This window comes from Paenibacillus sp. FSL K6-1230, assembly GCF_038002385.1.
GTDB lineage: Bacteria > Bacillota > Bacilli > Paenibacillales > Paenibacillaceae > Paenibacillus > Paenibacillus massiliensis.
This window is the reverse complement of record NZ_JBBOCK010000001.1, coordinates 785,730-807,142: the sequence shown is the minus strand read 5'-3', so window position 1 is coordinate 807,142 and position 21,413 is coordinate 785,730. Positions and strand designations below refer to the sequence as shown.

At 50.2% G+C, this 21,413-nt stretch carries 15 protein-coding genes, 3 rRNA genes and 1 riboswitch; of the genes, 1 reads left to right on the top strand and 17 read right to left on the bottom strand.

The features are described from left to right. Window positions 1-5: 5 nt before the first annotated feature. From purS to MKX74_RS03535, 10 genes are all read right to left on the bottom strand, one after another. Complete coding sequence (gene purS, locus MKX74_RS03580) at window positions 6-251, bottom strand: phosphoribosylformylglycinamidine synthase subunit PurS (RefSeq protein ID WP_018885382.1); 246 nt, start codon at window positions 249-251, stop codon at window positions 6-8. Window positions 252-375: 124 nt separating this feature from the next. Beyond that, entirely contained in the window at window positions 376-1,251 is an 876-nt protein-coding gene (locus MKX74_RS03575; protein ID WP_018885383.1) for a phosphoribosylaminoimidazolesuccinocarboxamide synthase, read from the bottom strand. A gap of 35 nt (window positions 1,252-1,286) precedes the next feature. Beyond that, a complete protein-coding gene (gene purB / locus MKX74_RS03570) occupies window positions 1,287-2,582 on the bottom strand; it encodes an adenylosuccinate lyase (protein WP_341177522.1) in 1,296 nt (431 codons plus the stop codon). Window positions 2,583-2,584: 2 nt separating this feature from the next. Then, the gene (gene purK, locus MKX74_RS03565; RefSeq protein WP_051091144.1) at window positions 2,585-3,769 is read right to left on the bottom strand and encodes a 5-(carboxyamino)imidazole ribonucleotide synthase; all 1,185 of its coding nucleotides are present in this window, start codon (window positions 3,767-3,769) and stop codon (window positions 2,585-2,587) included. A gap of 38 nt (window positions 3,770-3,807) precedes the next feature. Further along, window positions 3,808-4,293 carry a 5-(carboxyamino)imidazole ribonucleotide mutase gene (purE, locus tag MKX74_RS03560; protein WP_018885386.1) on the bottom strand — a complete coding sequence of 162 codons (486 nt, stop codon included), beginning with the start codon at window positions 4,291-4,293 and terminating at the stop codon, window positions 3,808-3,810. A gap of 268 nt (window positions 4,294-4,561) precedes the next feature. Further along, a riboswitch (purine riboswitch) is annotated at window positions 4,562-4,662 on the bottom strand. Window positions 4,663-4,980: 318 nt separating this feature from the next. Then, the gene (locus MKX74_RS03555) at window positions 4,981-5,415 is read right to left on the bottom strand and encodes a universal stress protein (protein WP_018885387.1); all 435 of its coding nucleotides are present in this window, start codon (window positions 5,413-5,415) and stop codon (window positions 4,981-4,983) included. 64 nt (window positions 5,416-5,479) lie between these two features. Continuing rightward, the gene (locus MKX74_RS03550; RefSeq protein WP_025681111.1) at window positions 5,480-5,743 is read right to left on the bottom strand and encodes a DUF1294 domain-containing protein; all 264 of its coding nucleotides are present in this window, start codon (window positions 5,741-5,743) and stop codon (window positions 5,480-5,482) included. Window positions 5,744-5,975: 232 nt separating this feature from the next. After that, window positions 5,976-6,113, bottom strand: a complete 138-nt coding sequence (locus MKX74_RS03545) for a hypothetical protein (protein ID WP_018885389.1) — start codon at window positions 6,111-6,113, stop codon at window positions 5,976-5,978. A 56-nt stretch (window positions 6,114-6,169) separates the two neighbouring features. Then, window positions 6,170-7,096: an ROK family protein gene (locus MKX74_RS03540; RefSeq protein WP_018885390.1), complete on the bottom strand. Its 927-nt coding sequence runs from the start codon at window positions 7,094-7,096 to the stop codon at window positions 6,170-6,172. 136 nt (window positions 7,097-7,232) lie between these two features. Further along, complete coding sequence (locus MKX74_RS03535; RefSeq protein WP_341177521.1) at window positions 7,233-8,648, bottom strand: MFS transporter; 1,416 nt, start codon at window positions 8,646-8,648, stop codon at window positions 7,233-7,235. Window positions 8,649-8,869: 221 nt separating this feature from the next. Between MKX74_RS03535 and MKX74_RS03530 the strand changes: the two genes are divergently transcribed. Then, window positions 8,870-10,078 carry a helix-turn-helix domain-containing protein gene (locus MKX74_RS03530; RefSeq protein ID WP_018885392.1) on the top strand — a complete coding sequence of 403 codons (1,209 nt, stop codon included), beginning with the start codon at window positions 8,870-8,872 and terminating at the stop codon, window positions 10,076-10,078. Window positions 10,079-10,358: 280 nt separating this feature from the next. Here the strand turns inward: MKX74_RS03530 and MKX74_RS03525 are convergent, their stop codons facing one another. The 7 genes from MKX74_RS03525 to MKX74_RS03495 form a co-directional block, all read right to left on the bottom strand. Continuing rightward, window positions 10,359-12,488 (bottom strand): DNA topoisomerase III, encoded by a 2,130-nt coding sequence (locus tag MKX74_RS03525; protein WP_018885393.1) that lies wholly within the window; start codon window positions 12,486-12,488, stop codon window positions 10,359-10,361. Window positions 12,489-12,738: 250 nt separating this feature from the next. Then, window positions 12,739-13,740 (bottom strand): ketoacyl-ACP synthase III, encoded by a 1,002-nt coding sequence (locus tag MKX74_RS03520; RefSeq protein ID WP_341177520.1) that lies wholly within the window; start codon window positions 13,738-13,740, stop codon window positions 12,739-12,741. A 427-nt stretch (window positions 13,741-14,167) separates the two neighbouring features. Next, window positions 14,168-14,284: ribosomal RNA gene (rrf, locus tag MKX74_RS03515) — 5S ribosomal RNA — on the bottom strand. Window positions 14,285-14,468: 184 nt separating this feature from the next. Continuing rightward, a 23S ribosomal RNA gene (locus tag MKX74_RS03510) occupies window positions 14,469-17,392 on the bottom strand. Between the two features lie 290 nt (window positions 17,393-17,682). Further along, window positions 17,683-19,234 (bottom strand): 16S ribosomal RNA (locus tag MKX74_RS03505). Together the 16S, 23S and 5S rRNA genes form the textbook arrangement of a ribosomal RNA operon. A gap of 752 nt (window positions 19,235-19,986) precedes the next feature. Then, window positions 19,987-20,532, bottom strand: a complete 546-nt coding sequence (locus MKX74_RS03500; RefSeq protein WP_341177519.1) for a carboxymuconolactone decarboxylase family protein — start codon at window positions 20,530-20,532, stop codon at window positions 19,987-19,989. Window positions 20,533-20,591: 59 nt separating this feature from the next. Beyond that, window positions 20,592-21,377 (bottom strand): ABC transporter ATP-binding protein, encoded by a 786-nt coding sequence (locus tag MKX74_RS03495; protein ID WP_341177518.1) that lies wholly within the window; start codon window positions 21,375-21,377, stop codon window positions 20,592-20,594. Window positions 21,378-21,413 lie beyond the last annotated feature (36 nt).

The following is a 21,413-nucleotide window of genomic DNA, read 5'->3' as shown; positions in this document are numbered from 1 at the left end:
GGATGTCAGTCCTCCAATTCGTAGCGGTAGTCTTCGATCACCGTATTCGCCAGCAGCTTCTCGCACATCGTTGTCAGACGGTTCTCTGCCTCTTGGCGATCTGTAGTGTCCAACTGAAGCTCCAGATATTTGCCGATACGTACGCTTTCCACTTCTGCAAAGCCCATGGAATGCAGTGCGCCTTGTACGGCTACGCCCTGAGGGTCGAGTACGCTTTGTTTAATAGTGACATAGACGGTAGCTTTAATCATGATCCTTCATATCCTCCTTCAGATGGTGAAGCCGTAATAATGAGTAACCGTTGCTTGCAGCCTCGATGCTTACTTCACTATGGTCCTGCTGCCTGATAATCCACTGCCTACTACTGCCTAATTGTTATTCGGCTGTAAGACGCTCCAAAATATTCGTGTATCTGGCCGTTGTCTCGCTGACCACCTCGGAAGGAAGTGGTGCAGGTGTACTGTTCTTGTCCCAATCAGAGTCTGCCAGATAGGTGCGTACAGGCTCCTTGTCCATGCTGTCAATCTCGACATCCAGCGCATAATTCTCTTTTGCCCAGAAGCGCGAAGCATCCGGTGTGAAGATTTCATCAATCAGAATGACCTTGCCATCAATGAGTCCGAATTCAAACTTGCAATCTGCCAAAATGATTCCTCGCTGCTCGCAGTAATCACGAGCAAATTCATACAGCGCCAGGCTCTTGGCTTCGAGCTCCGCCGTCAGTTCTACACCGACCAGTTCCTTCATGCGCTGGAGGCTGATATCCTCATCATGACCTACATCATTCTTGGCAGCTGGCGTGAAGAGTGGCTCCGGGAAGCGCTCATTCTTGCGAAGTCCCTCCGGCAACGGAATACCGTTAATCTCGCCAGTCGATGAATACTGACGCCAGCCGCCCCCCGTAATGTAGCCTCGCACGACACATTCAATATCGATTCGTTCAGCCTTACGAGTCACCATAATGCGATGCTTGAGCAATTCCGGTTCCTTCACGATGCTCCCCAGACGGTACACATCCGTATGCACGACATGATTCTCGATCAGATGGCGTGTCTTCTCGAACCAGAAGGCACTGAGCTGATTAAGAACATTGCCCTTCTCCGGTACAGGCGGCTCCAGGATGTAGTCAAAAGCGGAAATACGGTCCGTTACAACGATCAGATAATGCTCTCCCAGATCATATAGCTCTCTTACTTTGCCCTTATAGACGAGCGGAGCATCAATCCAAGGAGCAGCGGTGGATACAGCCATTATCCAGCCTCATTTCTGTAGGATATAGAGTTATCTTAGTTCAAGCCAAGCTTGGTGAAAATCGTATCGACATGCTTCAAATGCCAGGAAGGGTCGAAGGCATCCTGAATTTCTTCAGCGCTCAGGAGATTCGTGATCTCTGGCGTCGCCTCCACAATATCGCGGAACTGACGTTGCTCTTCCCATGCCTGCATCGCACGTGGTTGTACGGTATCGTAAGCCTGTTCACGGCTCATGCCCTTGTCAATCAGCTTCGTCATGACACGGCCCGAGAATGGCACGCCGAACGTACGGCTCATATTGCGCTTCATATTCTCCGGGAAGACCGTCAGGTTCTTCACAATATTGCCGAAGCGGTTCAGCATATAGTTCAGCAGCATCGTTGCATCTGGCAAAATAATACGCTCCACGGAGGAGTGTGAGATGTCACGCTCATGCCAGAGTGGTACGTTCTCATACGCCGATACCATATGACCACGGATGACACGAGCCAGACCGGAAATATTCTCGGAGCCAATCGGATTGCGCTTGTGCGGCATTGCCGAGGAGCCCTTTTGCCCCTTCGCGAAGGCTTCCTCCACCTCACGGAATTCACTCTTCTGCAGCGCACGAACCTCTTGTGCGAACTTGTCGAGTGATGTCGCGATGAGTGCCAGCGTCGCCATATATTCGGCATGACGGTCACGCTGCAGCGTCTGGGTGGAGATCGGCGCCGGAGATGTGCCCAGCTTGCGGCAGACAAATTCCTCTACGAACGGGTCAATGTTGGCATACGTACCTACAGCACCCGAGATTTTACCGAATTGTACACCTTTCGCGGCATTGCGGAACCGCTCCAGATTCCGTTTCATTTCCTCATGCCACAGAGCCATCTTCAGACCAAACGTAGTCGGCTCGGCATGAACGCCGTGCGTACGGCCCATCATTGGAGTATCCTTATAAGCAATCGCCTTATCCTTCAGGATCTCGATGAAGTTCAGAATATCCTTCTCCAGAATATCGTTCGCCTGCTTCAGCAGATAGCCAAGCGCGGTGTCCACGACGTCTGTTGAAGTCAGGCCATAATGTACCCATTTACGCTCCGCGCCCAGGCTCTCGGATACAGTACGGGTAAAGGCAATTACATCGTGACGGGTCTCCTGCTCGATCTCCAGAATCCGCTCAATGTTGAAGGTCGCATTGTTGCGCAGTGCCACCGTATCTTCCTTCGGAATAACTCCCAGCTCTGCCCATGCCTCACAGGCACACAGTTCTACTTCCAGCCAAGCTTGGAATTTGTTCTCTTCGGTCCAGATGGCTCTCATTTCCGGTCTGCTGTAACGTTCGATCATAACTAATGATTCCTCCAAATATTGGTTTGTTCGATCCACTGCATAGCTGCTTCTGTGTCTTGACAGAGCAGATTGACATGTCCCATTTTACGCCCGTTCTTGGACTCACTCTTACCATATAAATGCAGCTTCGGTATGACTTTCTCTGTAGCTGTCTGCGAAGCGGTTGATGTCAGCAGCTTCAGTACCTCTTCCATATGCTCACCCAGAATATTCACCATCACTACCGGAGTGAGTAGACGTGGATCAGCAAGCGGCAAGCCACAGATGGCGCGAATATGCTGCTCAAATTGTGACGTTGCACAAGCATCCATCGTGTAATGGCCTGAATTGTGCGGCCTTGGTGCCAGTTCGTTCACGTAAATCTCGCCGGCCTTGGTAACGAACATCTCAACAGCAAGCAAGCCTACTGCATCCAATCCTTCAATGAGCTGCGCAGCCAGCTGCTCTGCTCTGGCCTGAAGCTCTTCAGACACTCTTGCCGGAACAATAGAAGCATGAAGAATATTATTCACATGAATGTTCTCGGCTGGAGGAAAGGTCCGTACCTCTCCCTTCGTACTGCGAGCCGCAACGACGGATATTTCACATTGAAACGGAACGAAGCTCTCCAGCACCAACCCTACACCAGCAGTATTCAGTTCCTCGTAGGCAGCCTGTACCTCTTCCAGGTGGCGAATGACGCGTTGACCTTTGCCGTCATAGCCTCCCATGACTGTCTTCAGTACGCAAGGCAAGCCCAGCTCCCCCACCGCCTGCTGCATGCTGCCCGCAGTGGTAACCTCGCGATACGGAGCTACGGGTACGCCCGCTGCCTCGATGGCACGCTTCTCGCGCAGCCGATGCTGTGTCGTGTAGAGCAGCTTGCTTCCCTGCGGTACATACGATTCCTGCTCCAGCAGGGCTGCTACTCCAGCATCTACATTTTCAAATTCATAAGTGACAACGTCGCAGCTTCCTGCCAGCTCGCGTGCTGCCCCTACATCGTCATAAGCCGCTGTCACCTGTCGGGCGATCTGGCCGCACGGCGAATCTGGAGTCGGGTCGAGCGTCACACAGCGATACCCGAGAGGTGTCGCAGCAAGTGTAAGCATTCTGCCAAGCTGACCTCCTCCGAGGATGCCAATGGTAGCTCCAGGCTCAATGACTGTAGAGACTGGCTGGCTTCCCCTCTCTTCCGTGTTCATGGCTGCAACAGGACCGGGATGCATGCTATTCTTCTCGCTCATAACGTATCACTGCTCTCCAGCACCTGCTGACGGATACGGTCACGTCTCTCCTGTACTCGTACCCGCACTTCCTCGTCAAAAGCGCCCAGAATCTGAGCCGCCAGCAGGCCCGCGTTGGTTGCCCCGGCTTTACCAATCGCTACCGTCGCTACAGGAATGCCTCCTGGCATCTGTACAATGGACAGCAGGGAATCCAGTCCGTTCAGAGCCTTGGATTGCACAGGGACGCCAATGACCGGAACTGTTGTCTTGCTCGCAACCATTCCGGGCAGGTGGGCTGCTCCGCCAGCTCCTGCGATAATGACCTTCAGGCCTCGACCTGCTGCCGCTTCTGCATATTCGAACATCAGATCCGGGGTGCGATGAGCGGATACGACCTTTTTCTCATAACCAATCTTCAGCTCGTCCAAGATCGTACAAGCATGCTCCATCGTCTCCCAATCGGATGTACTGCCCATGATGACTCCTACCTGAACTGTCATGAATGTCCACTCTCCTGTATCTTATTGCACTCGGTATCTTCAATCTCATTCATAGTCTTCCACATCATCTAGTCTTCCACATCATCGTCTTCTACAGCTTCATTATGGCTATTATTCGTCAGATCCGTATGAATTTCACAAAAAAATCCGGCCTCGAAAATAAAAGTCATCTTCAAGATACCGGAATCCAGGAAATGAAGGCATCTACACCGTCTGTTCGACGGCGCGCCACAGCGAAGCCAAGCCTCCTAGAGACTATGACTATGAAGCCAGCCCATTCATTCCCCGTAGTCCGGAAATTAACGGTTCCCGGGTAGAAACGTCCGGGCCATATCCCCGGCATATACGAGTATGATTCATTCATTTAAAATTCATAACAATACATACAACAGTTTAACAATTTGCGACACCAGATGTCAACTTAAAAGGCGAACATTAAACTTTCATACGAACCAAATGTTCGCCTTCAAATCAAAAAACATTCCCGGCGCCGAAATCTTCGACTTCTTGGGAATGTTTTCTTCGTTAACATGTAAAATTAGTATTATGCTTTGCCACCCATCAATAGGGCGGCCCTCAAGTAGCATGGGATTCCGGCAGCATGGCCTTCAAGCTACCCATTTCCCCAAGCTATGTAGCACTCACTGCACACGCAGCTATTAGGGCATATTACATCATACAGCATGATTATTTTATAATCAGCACGGGAATCTTCGCATGTTGCACGACATTGTGGCTGACACTGCCCAGCACGAATTCACGAATGCCACCGAGCCCCCTGCTCCCAATGAAGATCACATCAGCACCCTTCTCCTCAGCGTAGTCCAGAATGACAGCTGCTGGCGAGCCCTGAATCATCTCCACCTGTGCCTGCACACCTTTATCGCTTACGCGGGTCTTCACGTCCTCTGTAAGCTGCACAGCCAGATCATAATAATCCTTGTTCACGGATGCTGGAAGCGGTGCAAGCCCTTCACCGATGAAGACTCTTGGAAAATCAAACGCATGAATGATATGAAGCTGAGTATCCGGTGAAGCCTTGGCCACATCAATGGCACGATCCAGTGCTTTGTTGGAAGCCTTCGAACCATCGTAAGCTACGAGAATTTTGGAGAACAACATGTTGCATCCATCCCTTCTATAAGCTCTCTGTCCTATTGCGGTTACTCTCGTAAGCGAAGAATACCTATGGCAAGAAATAGCCGTACATGACAGCATTCAAAAATAACAGCAGCGGAATACCGAACACAAAGCTGTTATGCTTCGTCTTGTGGCGCTTGCGATACATCGCAATCCATACTCCCAGACTGCCTCCAATGAACGCGAGTAGGAATAGAGTACGCTCAGGAATACGATCACGACGCTTGCGTGCACGCTCCTTGTCATCCGACATCACTAGGTAACCTACAATATTAATAAATATAAACCATATCACTAATCCAGTAATCATGCGGATCAAGCGGTCCCCCTATCCCGGGACATCTCCCCGTACCTTCATTATAGACCTCACAGGTGGGATGTTCAACGCAGGAAACAGGAGGAACCACTAGACAGTCAGATAGTCGGTAGTCAGGCGATCGTATCCAGGTGGCAGCACCTATAGCCAGTGGTGCAGCTAATCAAGGTATCTGAGAGGGCTAGTTGTACAGCCAGTAAGCCGCTGCCATTACTTGTTGGACAGACTAAGATTCCTGCTTGGGAATACCATTGAGACTCGCTGGACGTCTCTCAGCCTTCACGGGTCGTGCTGCAATATGCTCTTCCCTGATGCTGTCCTTGTTCTGCTGGTTATGAATCTTCTCTGGCTTATTGTGTGGCATTGGCGATTCACCTCCTCAGCTTACGTTGCCTGAAAAGGGGTAATCTTATGCGAACCTTATTGCGTCCTTGGCCCTCTCAGACTGCGAAAAGATTCGTCCTGCTCCACGAAAAAGTGATACAATGCCCCATACAGATTCGCATCATTTCGGAATGCACAGGCTGTGACCTGCGGGTTAGCCTTATGGAACGGATTGAGCCGCTTAATCTCGGCAATCGACCATTGCAATCGCTCCAGCAGTATAGGCTGCACACTGATGCCACCCCCTATCGCGAACAGCTCTGGATCAAGAATGTACTGCAGGTTCATGATCTGGACAGCCACCTTCATGCAATATGCATTGAATATGGCCGTTGCCTCCTCATCCTGCTGATTGATGAAGGCAAACACGGCCTCTCCATCAGTAGGGTCCTGAAGACCCTTCATTTCGCCGATCCTGCGTACCATCTCCACAGCCGAGCATTCCAAGCCGAAATAAGTCGCCTCTTGGGTGTCCGGGTCCATCGCGCTCATGATATAGCTGACCTCGCCAGCCGAGAGGTTCGCACCTCGCTGCAACTGCCCCCCCATGATAATACCGCCGCCGATTCCACTACCGAGCACAAGAACGACAGAGTCCTTCGCTCCTTTCACACTTCCAAGCCACAGCTCGGCCAGTGCTGCACACTTACCATCATTCTCGATGGATACATCCTTATCGTAGCGATCACGTATCAACTTCATCAAATTTACTTCATGCAGAAAAGGGAAGGAGCCGCCGTGGTATACAATACCTGTCTTCACATCAACCGCACCCGGGCAGCATACAGCGATGCCTTTAACTGAGGTCAGATCCTGCTCATCAATGATGGAGTAGACTGTATCCAGTAGCTCCTCCAGACTCGTTCTACCAATGGGTCGCTTGTTCTTGCTGACGATATCCCCCGCCGAGCTCATCAGCGCATACTTCACGAATGTCCCGCCTATATCTAATACTAAGTACATATAACCTACTCCTATAGTCAAAATATGATGATCTACTTATTCGACAGTTGACTCTTGTATGCATTTAACCTACCACAGCATATTTGAAAAAATAGCCCTGCCCACCAATGATCATATCACTGGTGGGCAAGACCTCCTATAGGCTCTTCCGTCTTTTCTGGCTCTGTGCTCTTCTGTATTCCAGCTCAGCAATGATCTCGTCATGCGGCTTCTCGAACTTGTAAAAGAACATAATAACAATGGCAAGCACACTGAATAGAACAGGTAGCCAAATGTAGCTTGTCGTAATGGCCGTGAGTGCTGCAGCCGTCTGCTCCTGATTAGGCACATATCCCCCGGCAGCCAGCATCCAGGCTGGAATCGCTCCGCCCAGGCCCGAGCCCAGCTTAATGCCAATTCCCGCCGCGGATACCAGAAGGCCCTGCGAGCGTATCCCGGACTTCCATTCGCCATAATCCACCGTATCCGCCATCAGCGTAAAGATCAGGCCTCCAGGCAAGCCCAGGCCGATCGCAGAAATGACTGTCCCTGCCAGGATAAATCCGATCTGATCTCCACCAGCCCAGATGACCAGCATACCAGCGATATTGATGACCATACCTGCTATTACTAGCGCACGCTTACTGTACTTTTTGGTCAGGAAAGGTACCGCCAGCATACCCACCAAAGTCATCATACCCAGCGTATTGACGGTAGGTACGAGCTCCTGCTGTCCAAGGTTGTAAGTTATATAGTAGATCCCGGCCGACAGCTTGATAATATACATCATGAAAAATACGAGTCCGAGCAGGGAGACAATCACCCACGGCTTGTTCCCCTTGATTGCTTTCAGACCATCCTTCAGCGGTACCGCCTCATTGCCAGCGACACCTTGTACCCGTTCTCTCGTATTCCAAAAGGTAACCAGAAACATGATAACACCAACACTAGAGAAGAGTGTCATCGTATAGAAGAAGCCTTGTTGCTGATTGCCATTTCCGAAGAAGGCCACCAGTGGAAGCAGACTGAGGTTGACGATCAGACCGCCAATTTGTCCACCAACCATTCGGAAAATGTTCGCTACTGTTCTCTCCTGAACATTGTTGCTCATGCTCGATAGCATCGTTGTTAAAGGATTGTTGACTGCTGCGTACAGCACGCTCGATGCGATATAAAATATGTAAGCGTATACGAGTTTGCCCGACTCACTCAGATCAGGTCCCATAAACAGCAGCATAGATGATAGCGCGAACGGGATACAGAACCATAGAATCCATGGCCTGGATTTGCCCCACTTCGTATTGGTACGATCAATCAGCACTCCGAAGATCGGACTATCAATCATATCCACGAAGCGGACGACGAGCATCATCGTGCCGACTGCGGCAGCCCCCAGACCGAATACATCTGTAAAATAAAAAGTCAAATATGTCGTAATGACGGTATAAATCAGGTTGGATGCTACATCCCCCAAGCCATAGCTGACCTTTTCCTTCAAAGCCATTTTCTCATTATCGTGCTTACCGGTTGCTGCCTTGGGCACTCTTGTTACGACCTCTTCTTGTGTTGCCATTTCCCAGCCCTCCTTGATGTATAACCGCTTTCATCAAATCAGAAGGAGTCTGAGGCCAGTAGCTATTTATTCCTATTCAGAATCCGCTTACAGCCTTTTATCCCACGAAGGAAAGCGCTTCAACTCTATAATTGAAATATAAAGCGTTTCCTTTTATAATTATGGTATTTATTTGTGATAAATAGTAACCTTTTGATTTTACTTCAATAAGGAGGTTCCCTGTGCTTCTTCCCAGTGCTGCACACATACAATTGGCGGCCAAGCTCGCCTACGATGCCACGCAAATTCCTGTATTCTATATTGAAAATGTGCCTAATCCCGAATCTTCCTGGTCCTATACTAGCACCTATACCTCCAACCCGGACAAGAGTAGTCTTCCGCGGGATTGGATTAGTCAGCTTCTTGCGATGCCAGTCACCAAGAAAATTCATCTGGCCTACATCAACAGGCAGGCTGATAAGATCATTCTCATACCTGTTCAGACAGCAGACGGTGAAGGCCGACTGCTGCTGTGGCCAAGCTCCCGCAAATTCCTGGATACGAATCTATTGAATCAGCAGTTAGAGAGCTCGGCTCCTTACCCTCACGATACAACCCAACTGTTGAGCGCCGCCGTCCTGATCTATTATCTGGTGTACCATGAAGCCCTTAGCCTGGAGCAGGTCATCGAGGAGAACCAAAGCATGCTGAACAGCAAGACAGACGACGTGTTAGAACTCCAGCTCGTCTCTCCGCGCGAGAACAGTCTGTTCCACAAATCCTATTTGGCTGAGAAAAAGATCTTTGAGCAGATCAGACTAGGCAACAAGAAGAAAATGCTACTCTATCTCAAACAGCATACGGATATGAGAGGGGTCTATGGCACGCTATCCAAAAATGATAGTCTTCGTAGCAAGAAAAACCTGATCATCTCAGCTATCACCCTCGCCACTCGCTCAGCTATTGAAGGAGGGCTCTATTCGGAGCTGGCCTTTACCATGAGTGATGATTACATTCAGTATGTGGAGCATGTGCCGAGGATTGATACGATTCATCCCTTGCTGGAGGATATTCTCGTTGACTTCACTGAACGAGTGGAGAAGGTGCAGCGAGCCCACTTTTCCAAGGATATCCTGCTGTGTCAGGAGTACATATTCGATCACCTGTACGATGATCTGGATCTATGTGGTCTCGCCGATTACTTGAAGATGAGCTCCTCGCATCTATCTCGCAAGTTCAAGGATGAGACCGGGGAGGGTCTGAAGAGCTTCATTCAGAAGCAACGGGTAGAGGAAGCGAAGAACCTGATTGTTTTCTCGGATTACAGTTTAAGTGAGATTTATTCCTTGCTGAACTTTCATGATCAGAGCTATTTCATCAAGGTATTCAAGAAATATACAGGCTACACACCGAAGGAGTATCGTAACCGCTTCGTTGTGAAGCCATCATGAACAAAGCCAGAGGCATAGCCCCTGGCTGAACATGCAGAACGTATGAAATCCGTACTCTATCATCATAGTAAATGTATACTTTACACTCAGGTAGTTTGCATTTTCATATACACCACATACTGCAATATTGGTGGTGTTGGAGCACTACAATGTTGGAGCATTGCGCTGTTTCGATGTTGTAGTTTGCGTTGTTTGGGTGATGGAGTATCGCTATATTGCTATGTTCTTTGTTTTTATATTGTTACGTTGTTATATCGCTATATCACTGTTGCTGTACAGCCTATTGTCCTTTTTTCTCCATCGCAGCCTTGAGCAGATCTCCCAGATTGGAGCCGATCGACTCCTGCTTGGCATATTGCTTAACCAGCTTCTGTTGCTCCCGCTTGTTGACATGCTGTCTATCCTTATCCAGCGTCTCCGTAATGCCGCACGGCAAGCATTGCACATAAAGACCAGCCTTGCCTTCCTTAAGTTCCATCTTCTTGTGACATTGCGGGCAACGTCGATTGGATAGACGCTTCTCTGCTGAACGTCGGTAGCCGCAGTCTCCATTGGGACATACGAGGAATTTGCCGCGTTTGCCCTTCTTCTCAAGCAATCGAGTGTTGCAGTCAGGGCAATGACTGTTGGAGACATTGTGGGGTTTATATTCTGCCTTGCTTCCCTTCACAGACGCCACCAGTTCCTTCGCCATGGAACGAATCCCTGCAAGGAACGGCTCAGGCTTGCCCTGACCGCGGGCAATTCGCTCCAGCTCTGCCTCCCAGCGTGCTGTAAGCTCTGGTGTACGCAATTGCTCCGCCACCAGCTCAATGAGCTGCTTGCCTTTTCCTGTCGGATGCAGGCTGTTCCCCTGCCGATCTATCGTGTCCGAGCTGACGAGCTTCTCAATAATATCCGCACGGGTAGCTGGGGTACCCAGACCGTGCTTCTCCATCTGAGCGAGCAGAGCAGCCTCTGTATATCTCTTCGGTGGCTGTGTACGCCCACTTTTCACCAGGCAACGATTAACCGTTACACTCTGCCCCTTCTGTACCTCGGGCAACAGTCGTCCAGTGCCCTCATGGGTATCCTCGTCGGCTTCATCCTCATCATCGGTAAAGTCTCCTCCGTACACCTCACGCCAGCCATGATCCTTGACCGTGGTTCCCTTCGCATGGAAGTTATCCTCGCCCACTTGGACCGTAATGGCCACTGCATCATATCGAGCAGGCGGATAGAAAAGGCTGATGAAGCGCCGCACGATCAGATCATACAGCTTGCGCTCTTCAGGGCTAAGCTGGTTCAGCAGCAACGTCTGCTCCGTTGGAATAATCGCATGGTGATCTGTCACCTTGCTGTCGTCCACGATTCGCTTTGTGATATTAAGCTTTTGTCTCAGCAAGGGTCTGGCCAGTGACGCATAAGGGCCGACGGCAACGCTCTCCAGCCGATCCTTGAGCGTCGATACCATATCTGCAGTCAAGTAACGGCTATCCGTACGTGGATAGGTAACCAGCTTGTGCTGCTCATACAACCGCTGCAGGACATTGGAGGTCTGCTTAGCGGAGAAGCCAAATTTTCGGTTCGCATCCCGCTGCAGCTCCGTCAGATCATAGGCCAGTGGATGTGGCTCGACTTTTTCGCTCTTCTTGACCTGAGCAATGGTTCCTTTACGCCCTTCTACACGCTTCTTGAGCGCCTCTGTCTGCTTCGGATCAAATAGCCGCGCATCCCCTCCAGCAGCACGCCAAGTAGCCTGGAATGCTCCCAGATCTACAGTCACCGTGTCATACTCTTGAGACCGGAAGCCGGTTATCTCCTTCTCCCTGTCCATAATCATCCCGAGGGATGGGGTCTGAACGCGTCCCGCTGACAACTGTGCATTGAAACGGCAGGTCAGAGCCCGTGTCACATTCAGCCCGATCATCCAATCCGCCTCTGCCCGGCAGCGAGCCGATTCATACAATCGGTCGAACTGGCTGCCTGGCTTCAGGGAAGCGAAGCCCTCCTTGATGGCCTTATCCGTCTGGGACGAAATCCACAGTCGCTTGAACGGCTTCTTCCACTGGGCCATCTGCATGATCCAACGCGCCAGCAGCTCTCCTTCACGGGCGGCATCTGTTGCGATGACCAGTTCGCCAATGTCCTGACGCTTCATGAGCTGTTGAACGGCTTTGTACTGGTGATTCGTCTCTCTCAGCACCTTCAGCTTGGTTCGCTGGGGCAGGATCGGGAGATCCTCCAGGTTCCAGGTAGCATATTTATGATCATAATCCTCTGGCTCGGCCAGACCGACCAAATGTCCAAGTGCCCAGGTTACAACATATTTCGGACCTTCCAAATGGCTCTTATGCTTATCACGTGCACCCATCACCCGTGCTATTTCTCTGGCTACGGATGGCTTCTCGGCGAGCACTAACGTTTTCATGCAAATTCTTCCTTTCTGCTAGCCCATCAGGGAATAACGCTGAATTTTCCTCAATTATTCCATTATAGCATGAAGGTAATAGACTCGCCGGGGATGGACGTTCGAAACCTCTTGTTAGACTATCAGTCGGACACATTCTGGTTGAATAACCACAGTCTCATAGACTGTAATGCCTCCTCTTAAGGAGGCTGTAACGTCTGCTGTAACGCCTGCTGTAACGCCTGCTATAACGCCTGCTGCAATGTCTCTTCTAACGTTGTGTATCCGGGACGCCCCAGCGTACGATTACCCCTGAATAGGTAAGTCCTCCGCCAAAGCCGAGCAAGGCAAGCTGCTGTCCCTGCTTCAGTCGTCCTTCATCCACAGCTAGCTGCAAGGCTAAAGGGATCGACGCTGCTGATGTATTGCCACGGTACTCCACGCTGGTCAGCGTTCTTTCGAGCCCAATCGGTCCCCGTTCACACATGGCTTCAATCATACGCAGATTCGCGCTATGGGGCACGAACCAATCAATCTGTTCAGGCAACAGGCCTGCTTGGCGAATCATTGCAGTTAACTGCTCAGGCACCATGCGTACAGCCCACTTATAGACCTCTCGCCCATTCTGCACCAGTGCTCCATTCCCTTGTAGAGGAACCCCGTTCATCTGGGTGGAGAGTCCCGATTTATACAGATGGATGCCGCCTTCCCCATTCGTACCGGATATTGCAGCCAGAAAGCCTCCCTCAGCTTGACCTGCCTCTTCGATCAGAACGGCACCTGCCCCATCACCAAATAGCACACAGGTGGTCCGGTCGGTATAGTCCGTGATTTTGGACAGCGTCTCTGCTCCGACCACCAACACTTTACGGTGCAATCCACTGGTCACGAGGCTGTTGGCCAATTGCAGACCGTAAGTGAATCCCGCGCAGGCAGCATTCACATCAAGGACTCCCGTATGTGGAATACGCAGGTTCGCCTGTACACGTGATGCTGCACTAGGAAAAGCAAATTCCGTTGTGCTGCTAGCTACAATGATCATATCCACATCCTCTACACGAACAGCATAACGACGTATCAGATCCTCTACAGCACGGGTCGCCAGATCAGATACGAATTCATCCTCAGCAGCAATTCTCCTTTCCCTCATCCCTGTTCGTTGGACAATCCACTCATCACTGGTATCCACCAGCTTCTCCAGATCCGTATTACTTAATATTCGTTCAGGTACATAGGCGCCTATAGCTGTAATTATAGCTTTGGATTGCATCATTTCGTATCACCCCACAGATTTTTGAGAGCTTGCATATGATATGGATTAGACTATCCTACTATAGATTTAATTATAGCATCAAGTCTTAGTACTTGGTACTAAATTATTTTAAATTTTATTTATTATACTTACTTGGAGTTACCCTTTGTATGAGATACCGAAGCTTAGATATTCTTCCAGACTTACTGTAATAGCCATTCTGGCTGAGTCTAGTCCATAGAAAAGGTAGTAAACTAACCTTACCACCCTCCATATACAAAAAAACCAAAGCACTGTGTTGCAGTTACTTTGGCCCATGGCATGTATGGCTATTCTTTCACCTGATCAGAATATAGTCTGCATAGATATCTTGTATAACTATCAAGACAGCTATCACTGTGCGCAGAATATAAAAAAACCACCACCGAAGATCGGCAGTGGTTCTTGTGCTTGGCGGCGTCCTACTCTCCCAGGACCCTTCGGTCCAAGTACCATCGGCGCTGGAGGGCTTAACGGTCGTGTTCGGGATGGGTACGTGTGGAACCCCTCCGCTATCGCCACCAAACGTGATTTTTCGAAGCTACGCTTCTTGAAATCGCTGTGAGAAAATATCATTCCTCTGCCGTGTGACTAACACGGCATGCAAGACATTCGGTACAACACATTTGTGTGTATGAATGTTGCAGCATATCATTCAAGGTGTTACACCCTGAAAACTGGAACCGAAACGAATCATTGCATTTTACTTATAGGATAAGCCCTCGACCGATTAGTACTGGTCAGCTCCATGCATTACTGCACTTCCACCCCCAGCCTATCTACCTCGTCGTCTTCAAGGGGTCTTACTAATTGGGAAATCTCATCTTGAGGGGGGCTTCACGCTTAGATGCTTTCAGCGCTTATCCCGTCCGTACATAGCTACCCAGCGGTGCTCCTGGCGGAACAACTGGTACACCAGCGGTACGTCCATCCCGGTCCTCTCGTACTAAGGACAGCTCCTCTCAAATTTCCTACGCCCACGACAGATAGGGACCGAACTGTCTCACGACGTTCTGAACCCAGCTCGCGTACCGCTTTAATGGGCGAACAGCCCAACCCTTGGGACCTACTTCAGCCCCAGGATGCGATGAGCCGACATCGAGGTGCCAAACCTCCCCGTCGATGTGGACTCTTGGGGGAGATAAGCCTGTTATCCCCAGGGTAGCTTTTATCCGTTGAGCGATGGCCCTTCCATGCGGTACCACCGGATCACTAAGCCCGACTTTCGTCCCTGCTCGACTTGTAGGTCTCGCAGTCAAGCTCCCTTCTGCCTTTGCACTCTTCGAATGATTTCCAACCATTCTGAGGGAACCTTGGGGCGCCTCCGTTACTCTTTAGGAGGCGACCGCCCCAGTCAAACTGCCCACCTGACACTGTCCCCGTACCGGATTACGGTACCAGGTTAGAACCTAGATACGATCAGGGTGGTATCCCAAGGACGCCTCCACAGAAGCTTGCGCTCCTGCTTCAACGGCTCCCACCTATCCTGTACAGATCGTACCCAAATTCAATATCAAGCTGCAGTAAAGCTCCATGGGGTCTTTCCGTCTTGTCGCGGGTAACCTGCATCTTCACAGGTATTAAAATTTCACCGGATCTCTCGTTGAGACAGCGCCCAAGTCGTTACGCCATTCGTGCGGGTCAGAATTTACCTGACAAGGAATTTCGCTACCTTAGGACCGTTATAGTTACGGCCGCCGTTTACTGGGGCTTCGGTTCATAGCTTCGCCTTGCGGCTAACCACTCCCCTTAACCTTCCAGCACCGGGCAGGCGTCAGCCCGTATACTTCGCCTTGCGGCTTCGCACAGACCTGTGTTTTTGCTAAACAGTCGCTTGGGCCTTTTCACTGCGGCCCCCTCGGGCTATTCACCCTACCGAGGCACCCCTTCTCCCGAAGTTACGGGGTCATTTTGCCGAGTTCCTTAACGAGAGTTCTTCCGCGCGCCTTAGAATTCTCTTCTCGCCTACCTGTGTCGGTTTGCGGTACGGGCACCTTCACCTGACTAGAGGCTTTTCTTGGCAGTGTGAGATCATGACCTTCGCTACTGTAATTTTCACTCCCCATCACAGCCCAGCCTTACGATGTGCGGATTTGCCTACACATCAGCCTCACTGCTTGGACGGACATCCATCAGTCCGCGTCACTACCCTCCTGCGTCCCCCCATCGTTCATAACGGTTTACGGTGGTACAGGAATTTCGACCTGTTGTCCTTCGACTACGCCTTTCGGCCTCGCCTTAGGTCCCGACTTACCCTGAGCGGACGAGCCTTCCTCAGGAACCCTTAGGCTTTCGGCGGATCAGATTCTCACTGATCTTTTCGTTACTCATACCGGCATTCTCACTTGTATGCTGTCCAGCGCTCCTTACGGTACACCTTCAACCTGCATACAACGCTCCCCTACCCCTGATGCAAGCATCAAGCCATAGCTTCGGTGGTGTGTTTAGCCCCGTTACATTTTCGGCGCAGAGTCACTCGACCAGTGAGCTATTACGCACTCTTTCAATGGTGGCTGCTTCTAAGCCAACATCCTGGTTGTCTGTGCAACTCCACATCCTTTCCCACTTAACACACACTTGGGGACCTTAGCTGATGGTCTGGGCTGTTTCCCTTTTGACAATGGATCTTAGCACTCACTGTCTGACTCCCGGAACTAAGTCTATGGCATTCGGAGTTTGACTGAGCTTGGTAACCCTTGCGGGCCCCGCACCCAATCAGTGCTCTACCTCCACGACTCTCTTTTCCGAGGCTAGCCCTAAAGCTATTTCGGGGAGAACCAGCTATCTCCGGGTTCGATTGGAATTTCTCCGCTACCCCCACCTCATCCCCGCACTTTTCAACGTGCGTGGGTTCGGGCCTCCAGTGCGTGTTACCGCACCTTCACCCTGGACAGGGGTAGATCACCCGGTTTCGGGTCTACGTCCACGTACTATAGTCGCCCTATTCAGACTCGCTTTCGCTGCGGCTCCGGCTCTTCACCTTAACCTTGCACGGGAACGTAACTCGCCGGTTCATTCTACAAAAGGCACGCCATCACCCATAGATCGGGCTCTGACTTCTTGTAAGCACACGGTTTCAGGTTCTATTTCACTCCCCTTCCGGGGTGCTTTTCACCTTTCCCTCACGGTACTGTTTCACTATCGGTCGCCAGGGAGTATTTAGCCTTGGCAGATGGTCCTGCCGGATTCATACGGGGTTTCACGTGCCCCGCACTACTCGGGATCCGTCTCGGAGGGTGCACCATTTCGATTACAGGGCTTTTACCTCTATCGCGGGCCTTTCCAGACCTCTTCATCTAGGGTACACCTTTGTAACTCCGTGTGAGACGTCCCACAACCCCAGGAAGCAAGCTTCCTGGTTTGGGCTAATCCGCGTTCGCTCGCCGCTACTGACGGAATCACTATTGTTTTCTCTTCCTCAGGGTACTTAGATGTTTCAGTTCCCCTGGTCTGCCTCTCCTTTGGCTATGTATTCACCAAAGAGTGACTACCTGTTACAGTAGCCGGGTTTCCCCATTCGGACATCCCCGGATCGAAGCTTGCTTACAGCTCCCCGAGGCATTTCGTCGTTCGCCACGTCCTTCGTCGGCTCCTGGCGCCTAGGCATCCTCCGTGTGCTCTTATTAGCTTAACCATGATTTTTGCCACAGGCAAAAGATCAAACCGCTAATAACTTTCACTTGCTTACACAAGTTCAGCTAAAAGATGTTCTAAAACGCAATGTTTCGTTTCGGTATCCAGTTTTCAAGGTGCAATGCGCTTGAAACAAGCGCCCCGCGCAACATTCGGTACAACACAGCTGTGTGTATGAATGTTACAGCGTTTGAGTTTGAGAGTTGAACTCTCAAAACTGAGCAACGAGTGAGCAACAGGCCGAAACCTGCATATTTGAATGCTTCCGTTGCAGGAAGCGATTCTCCATAGAAAGGAGGTGATCCAGCCGCACCTTCCGATACGGCTACCTTGTTACGACTTCACCCCAATCATCTACCCCACCTTCGGCGGCTGGCTCCTTGCGGTTACCCCACCGACTTCGGGTGTTGTAAACTCTCGTGGTGTGACGGGCGGTGTGTACAAGACCCGGGAACGTATTCACCGCGGCATGCTGATCCGCGATTACTAGCAATTCCGACTTCATGCAGGCGAGTTGCAGCCTGCAATCCGAACTGAGACTGGCTTTTTAGGATTGGCTCCACCTCGCGGCTTCGCTTCCCGTTGTACCAGCCATTGTAGTACGTGTGTAGCCCAGGTCATAAGGGGCATGATGATTTGACGTCATCCCCACCTTCCTCCGGTTTGTCACCGGCAGTCACCCTAGAGTGCCCACCCGAGGTGCTGGCAACTAAGGTCAAGGGTTGCGCTCGTTGCGGGACTTAACCCAACATCTCACGACACGAGCTGACGACAACCATGCACCACCTGTCTTGAATGTCCCGAAGGAAAGGATCATCTCTGATCCGGTCATTCAGATGTCAAGACCTGGTAAGGTTCTTCGCGTTGCTTCGAATTAAACCACATACTCCACTGCTTGTGCGGGTCCCCGTCAATTCCTTTGAGTTTCAGTCTTGCGACCGTACTCCCCAGGCGGAGTGCTTAATGTGTTAACTTCGGCACCAAGGGTATCGAAACCCCTAACACCTAGCACTCATCGTTTACGGCGTGGACTACCAGGGTATCTAATCCTGTTTGCTCCCCACGCTTTCGCGCCTCAGCGTCAGTTACAGCCCAGAGAGTCGCCTTCGCCACTGGTGTTCCTCCACATCTCTACGCATTTCACCGCTACACGTGGAATTCCACTCTCCTCTTCTGCACTCAAGTCATCCAGTTTCCCGTGCGATCCGGGGTTGAGCCCCGGGCTTAAACACCAGACTTAAATGACCGCCTGCGCGCGCTTTACGCCCAATAATTCCGGACAACGCTTGCCCCCTACGTATTACCGCGGCTGCTGGCACGTAGTTAGCCGGGGCTTTCTTCTCAAGTACCGTCACTCCTTAAGCAGTTACTCTTAAGGACGTTCTTCCTTGGCAACAGAGCTTTACGATCCGAAAACCTTCATCACTCACGCGGCGTTGCTCCGTCAGGCTTTCGCCCATTGCGGAAGATTCCCTACTGCTGCCTCCCGTAGGAGTCTGGGCCGTGTCTCAGTCCCAGTGTGGCCGATCACCCTCTCAGGTCGGCTACGCATCGTCGCCTTGGGGAGCCGTTACCTCTCCAACTAGCTAATGCGCCGCAGGCCCATCCTCCGGTGACAGATTGCTCCGTCTTTCCTCACTCCTCCATGCGAAGAAGTGAATTATCTGGTATTAGCTACCGTTTCCGGTAGTTATCCCAGTCCAAAGGGCAGGTTGCCTACGTGTTACTCACCCGTCCGCCGCTAACCATCAGGAGAGCAAGCTCTCCATCAAGTCCGCTCGACTTGCATGTATTAGGCACGCCGCCAGCGTTCGTCCTGAGCCAGGATCAAACTCTCCAATAAAGTTATTGAAAAGAGCGATTGCTCATTTTGAATCTGACGAGATTTAATATCTCATTGTTTGAATCTCACTTGCGTGAAATTCGCTCACTCGTTGTTCAGTTTTCAAAGATCAACTTCGTTTTCTTTACTGAGTAATTCTCGCTCAGCAACTTTTATATCTTATCATATCCCTACCAAGTTTGCAAGCATTTATTTTAATTTCTTTTGGATGTTAACCTTGGAAACTAAATACTGCTTTGCCACTCTGATTTCTCAGTGCTTTCTTGGCCGGAATTAGAATATACCATGTTCAACAACTTAGTGCAATACTTTTTTTTCAAGAAACTTCTCTTCACTTTTTTCACTCCCACCACTTTCACCCCTATCTTGCCGTTTTCACTATATTGATGATCAGCCTATGCCCAAGCCTCTCTCACTTTTCAATAACAGGTGCCTTATTTTTTCCGTCCATCATTTCATTCGTTTCGTCTCATCACCAAACTATACGCTCAGTACACATCCAAACACTAACTTTTGCTTCTTAATTACCTAATCTATGCTCTCTGATACATCTTACTCTGCCGACAATGCTCTAGACGCAGCAAAGTAACAGTTCATTTCACGTTCCACACCCTCTCCACTGTGCTAACTTTTCTCACCATACTCACCATACTCACCATACTCATCTCTGAATTTATCCTTTGAACCATTTCGAAATAAAAAGACAAGCCTGCAATTGGGCTGCAAGCTCGTCCATTTACGATTTCATCATTTTATGCCTTGGCTGGCAGGATGCTTTTGTCGAAGTCTACCTCGAATAGATACTCATCAAGATCCACCTTCAACGCTGAGTTGAATATATTAGAAGCAATCATCTTGCAGCCAACCGTTGTGATGACCACAATCTGCTCATTCGTGAAATGCTCCTTCAGTTTCTCGTAGATAGCCGAATCAATATGATTCGGATCATTAACCAATCCTCTGCCGTAAGCAATCAATACGTTCTCTATCTCTGTGAATTCGAATTCATCGAACGCAATATTTAGTTCTTTCAACAGCTTGGCGTGATACGTAGAGCATACGAGACAATCGTTTTCTGTAGAAATCGCATAGCAATAGAAGTATACCGCTCTTGTACCAATTACATTTAACAGCTCATTACGGATCGGGTAGAACTCCATCGCCCGAAAGGACGGCATGGAATGCAGCAAGGTTTTTACCATATTCGTTACCCTTGCATTGTCTCTCAGCTTTGCCTCGTAGAACTCCTTAGCTTCTGGTGTCATATCCTCTACTTGCGCCAAAGGTATTATACTCATCCTATCGTCCTCCTCTGAATTTGAATTTCTTCAACATTTTGACCTCAACCATTCAACCTCTAATATTCAAAATAAGGAATCTCGATTCGTGGGATCGCCTGAATAAGCGATTGCGTGTAGGGATGCTCGGGCTGTCTGAATATTTGCTCTGTATCCCCTGACTCTACGACCTCACCCTGCTTCATGACCAGAACCCGATCCGATATCGTATAGATAACTTCGAGTCCATGCGCGATGAAGATGTAGGACAGATTCCGATCCTGCTGTAGCCGCTTCAGCAACTCCAGAATTTGTGATTGAACAGTCATGTCCAATGCTGATGTAGGCTCGTCACATACAATTACCGTTGGTTCAGCCGCAATGGCTCGGGCAATGCCGACACGCTGACACTGTCCCCCTGACAGCTCCTTCGGATATAGATCGCGATAATGGACAGGTAGACCGACATCCGTCAGCAGTTGATCTACTCTTCGATCGACCTCTACCCTCGAATATCTGAAGTACAAGCGTAATGGCTCACCTAGAATATCCTTGATTTTGAGTCTCGGATTGAGTGAGGATACAGGGTCCTGAAAGATGTACTGAATATTACGCTTCGTTGCTCTGCTCCGTCGCTGGCCGCTGACCACTTCACCATTCAAGGTGATATCACCCGAGGTCACCGGAATCATACCAGCTATCATCTTGGCTACGGTAGTCTTGCCACTTCCCGATTCACCGACAATGCCAAGCGTCTCCCCTTGCTTCAGAGAGAAGGAGACCTCCTTCACGGCTGCGAACTCTCCACTCGTCTTGGTCTTGTATATCTTTCTCAGATTCGAGACCTCCAGGAGCGGTCTGCTCATTCGATCACCTCACCCTCAGTACTAGTCATCATTAAG

Excerpts from the sequence above, each read along its gene's own strand:
- MKX74_RS03550 (WP_025681111.1), bottom strand. The coding sequence starts at position 5,743 with ATGATTACTGGATTAGTGATATGGTTTATATTTATTAATATTGTAGGT.
- MKX74_RS03535 (WP_341177521.1), bottom strand. The coding sequence starts at position 8,648 with ATGGCAACACAAGAAGAGGTCGTAACAAGAGTGCCCAAGGCAGCAACC.
- MKX74_RS03500 (WP_341177519.1), bottom strand. The coding sequence starts at position 20,532 with ATGAGTATAATACCTTTGGCGCAAGTAGAGGATATGACACCAGAAGCT.
- MKX74_RS03545 (WP_018885389.1), bottom strand. The coding sequence starts at position 6,113 with ATGCCACACAATAAGCCAGAGAAGATTCATAACCAGCAGAACAAGGAC.
- purS (WP_018885382.1), bottom strand. The coding sequence starts at position 251 with ATGATTAAAGCTACCGTCTATGTCACTATTAAACAAAGCGTACTCGAC.
- MKX74_RS03575 (WP_018885383.1), bottom strand. The coding sequence starts at position 1,251 with ATGGCTGTATCCACCGCTGCTCCTTGGATTGATGCTCCGCTCGTCTAT.
- purK (WP_051091144.1), bottom strand. The coding sequence starts at position 3,769 with ATGAACACGGAAGAGAGGGGAAGCCAGCCAGTCTCTACAGTCATTGAG.
- MKX74_RS03525 (WP_018885393.1), bottom strand. The coding sequence starts at position 12,488 with ATGAAAACGTTAGTGCTCGCCGAGAAGCCATCCGTAGCCAGAGAAATA.
- MKX74_RS03495 (WP_341177518.1), bottom strand. The coding sequence starts at position 21,377 with ATGAGCAGACCGCTCCTGGAGGTCTCGAATCTGAGAAAGATATACAAG.
- MKX74_RS03540 (WP_018885390.1), bottom strand. The coding sequence starts at position 7,096 with ATGTACTTAGTATTAGATATAGGCGGGACATTCGTGAAGTATGCGCTG.
- purE (WP_018885386.1), bottom strand. The coding sequence starts at position 4,293 with ATGACAGTTCAGGTAGGAGTCATCATGGGCAGTACATCCGATTGGGAG.
- MKX74_RS03555 (WP_018885387.1), bottom strand. The coding sequence starts at position 5,415 with ATGTTGTTCTCCAAAATTCTCGTAGCTTACGATGGTTCGAAGGCTTCC.
- purB (WP_341177522.1), bottom strand. The coding sequence starts at position 2,582 with ATGATCGAACGTTACAGCAGACCGGAAATGAGAGCCATCTGGACCGAA.
- MKX74_RS03520 (WP_341177520.1), bottom strand. The coding sequence starts at position 13,740 with ATGATGCAATCCAAAGCTATAATTACAGCTATAGGCGCCTATGTACCT.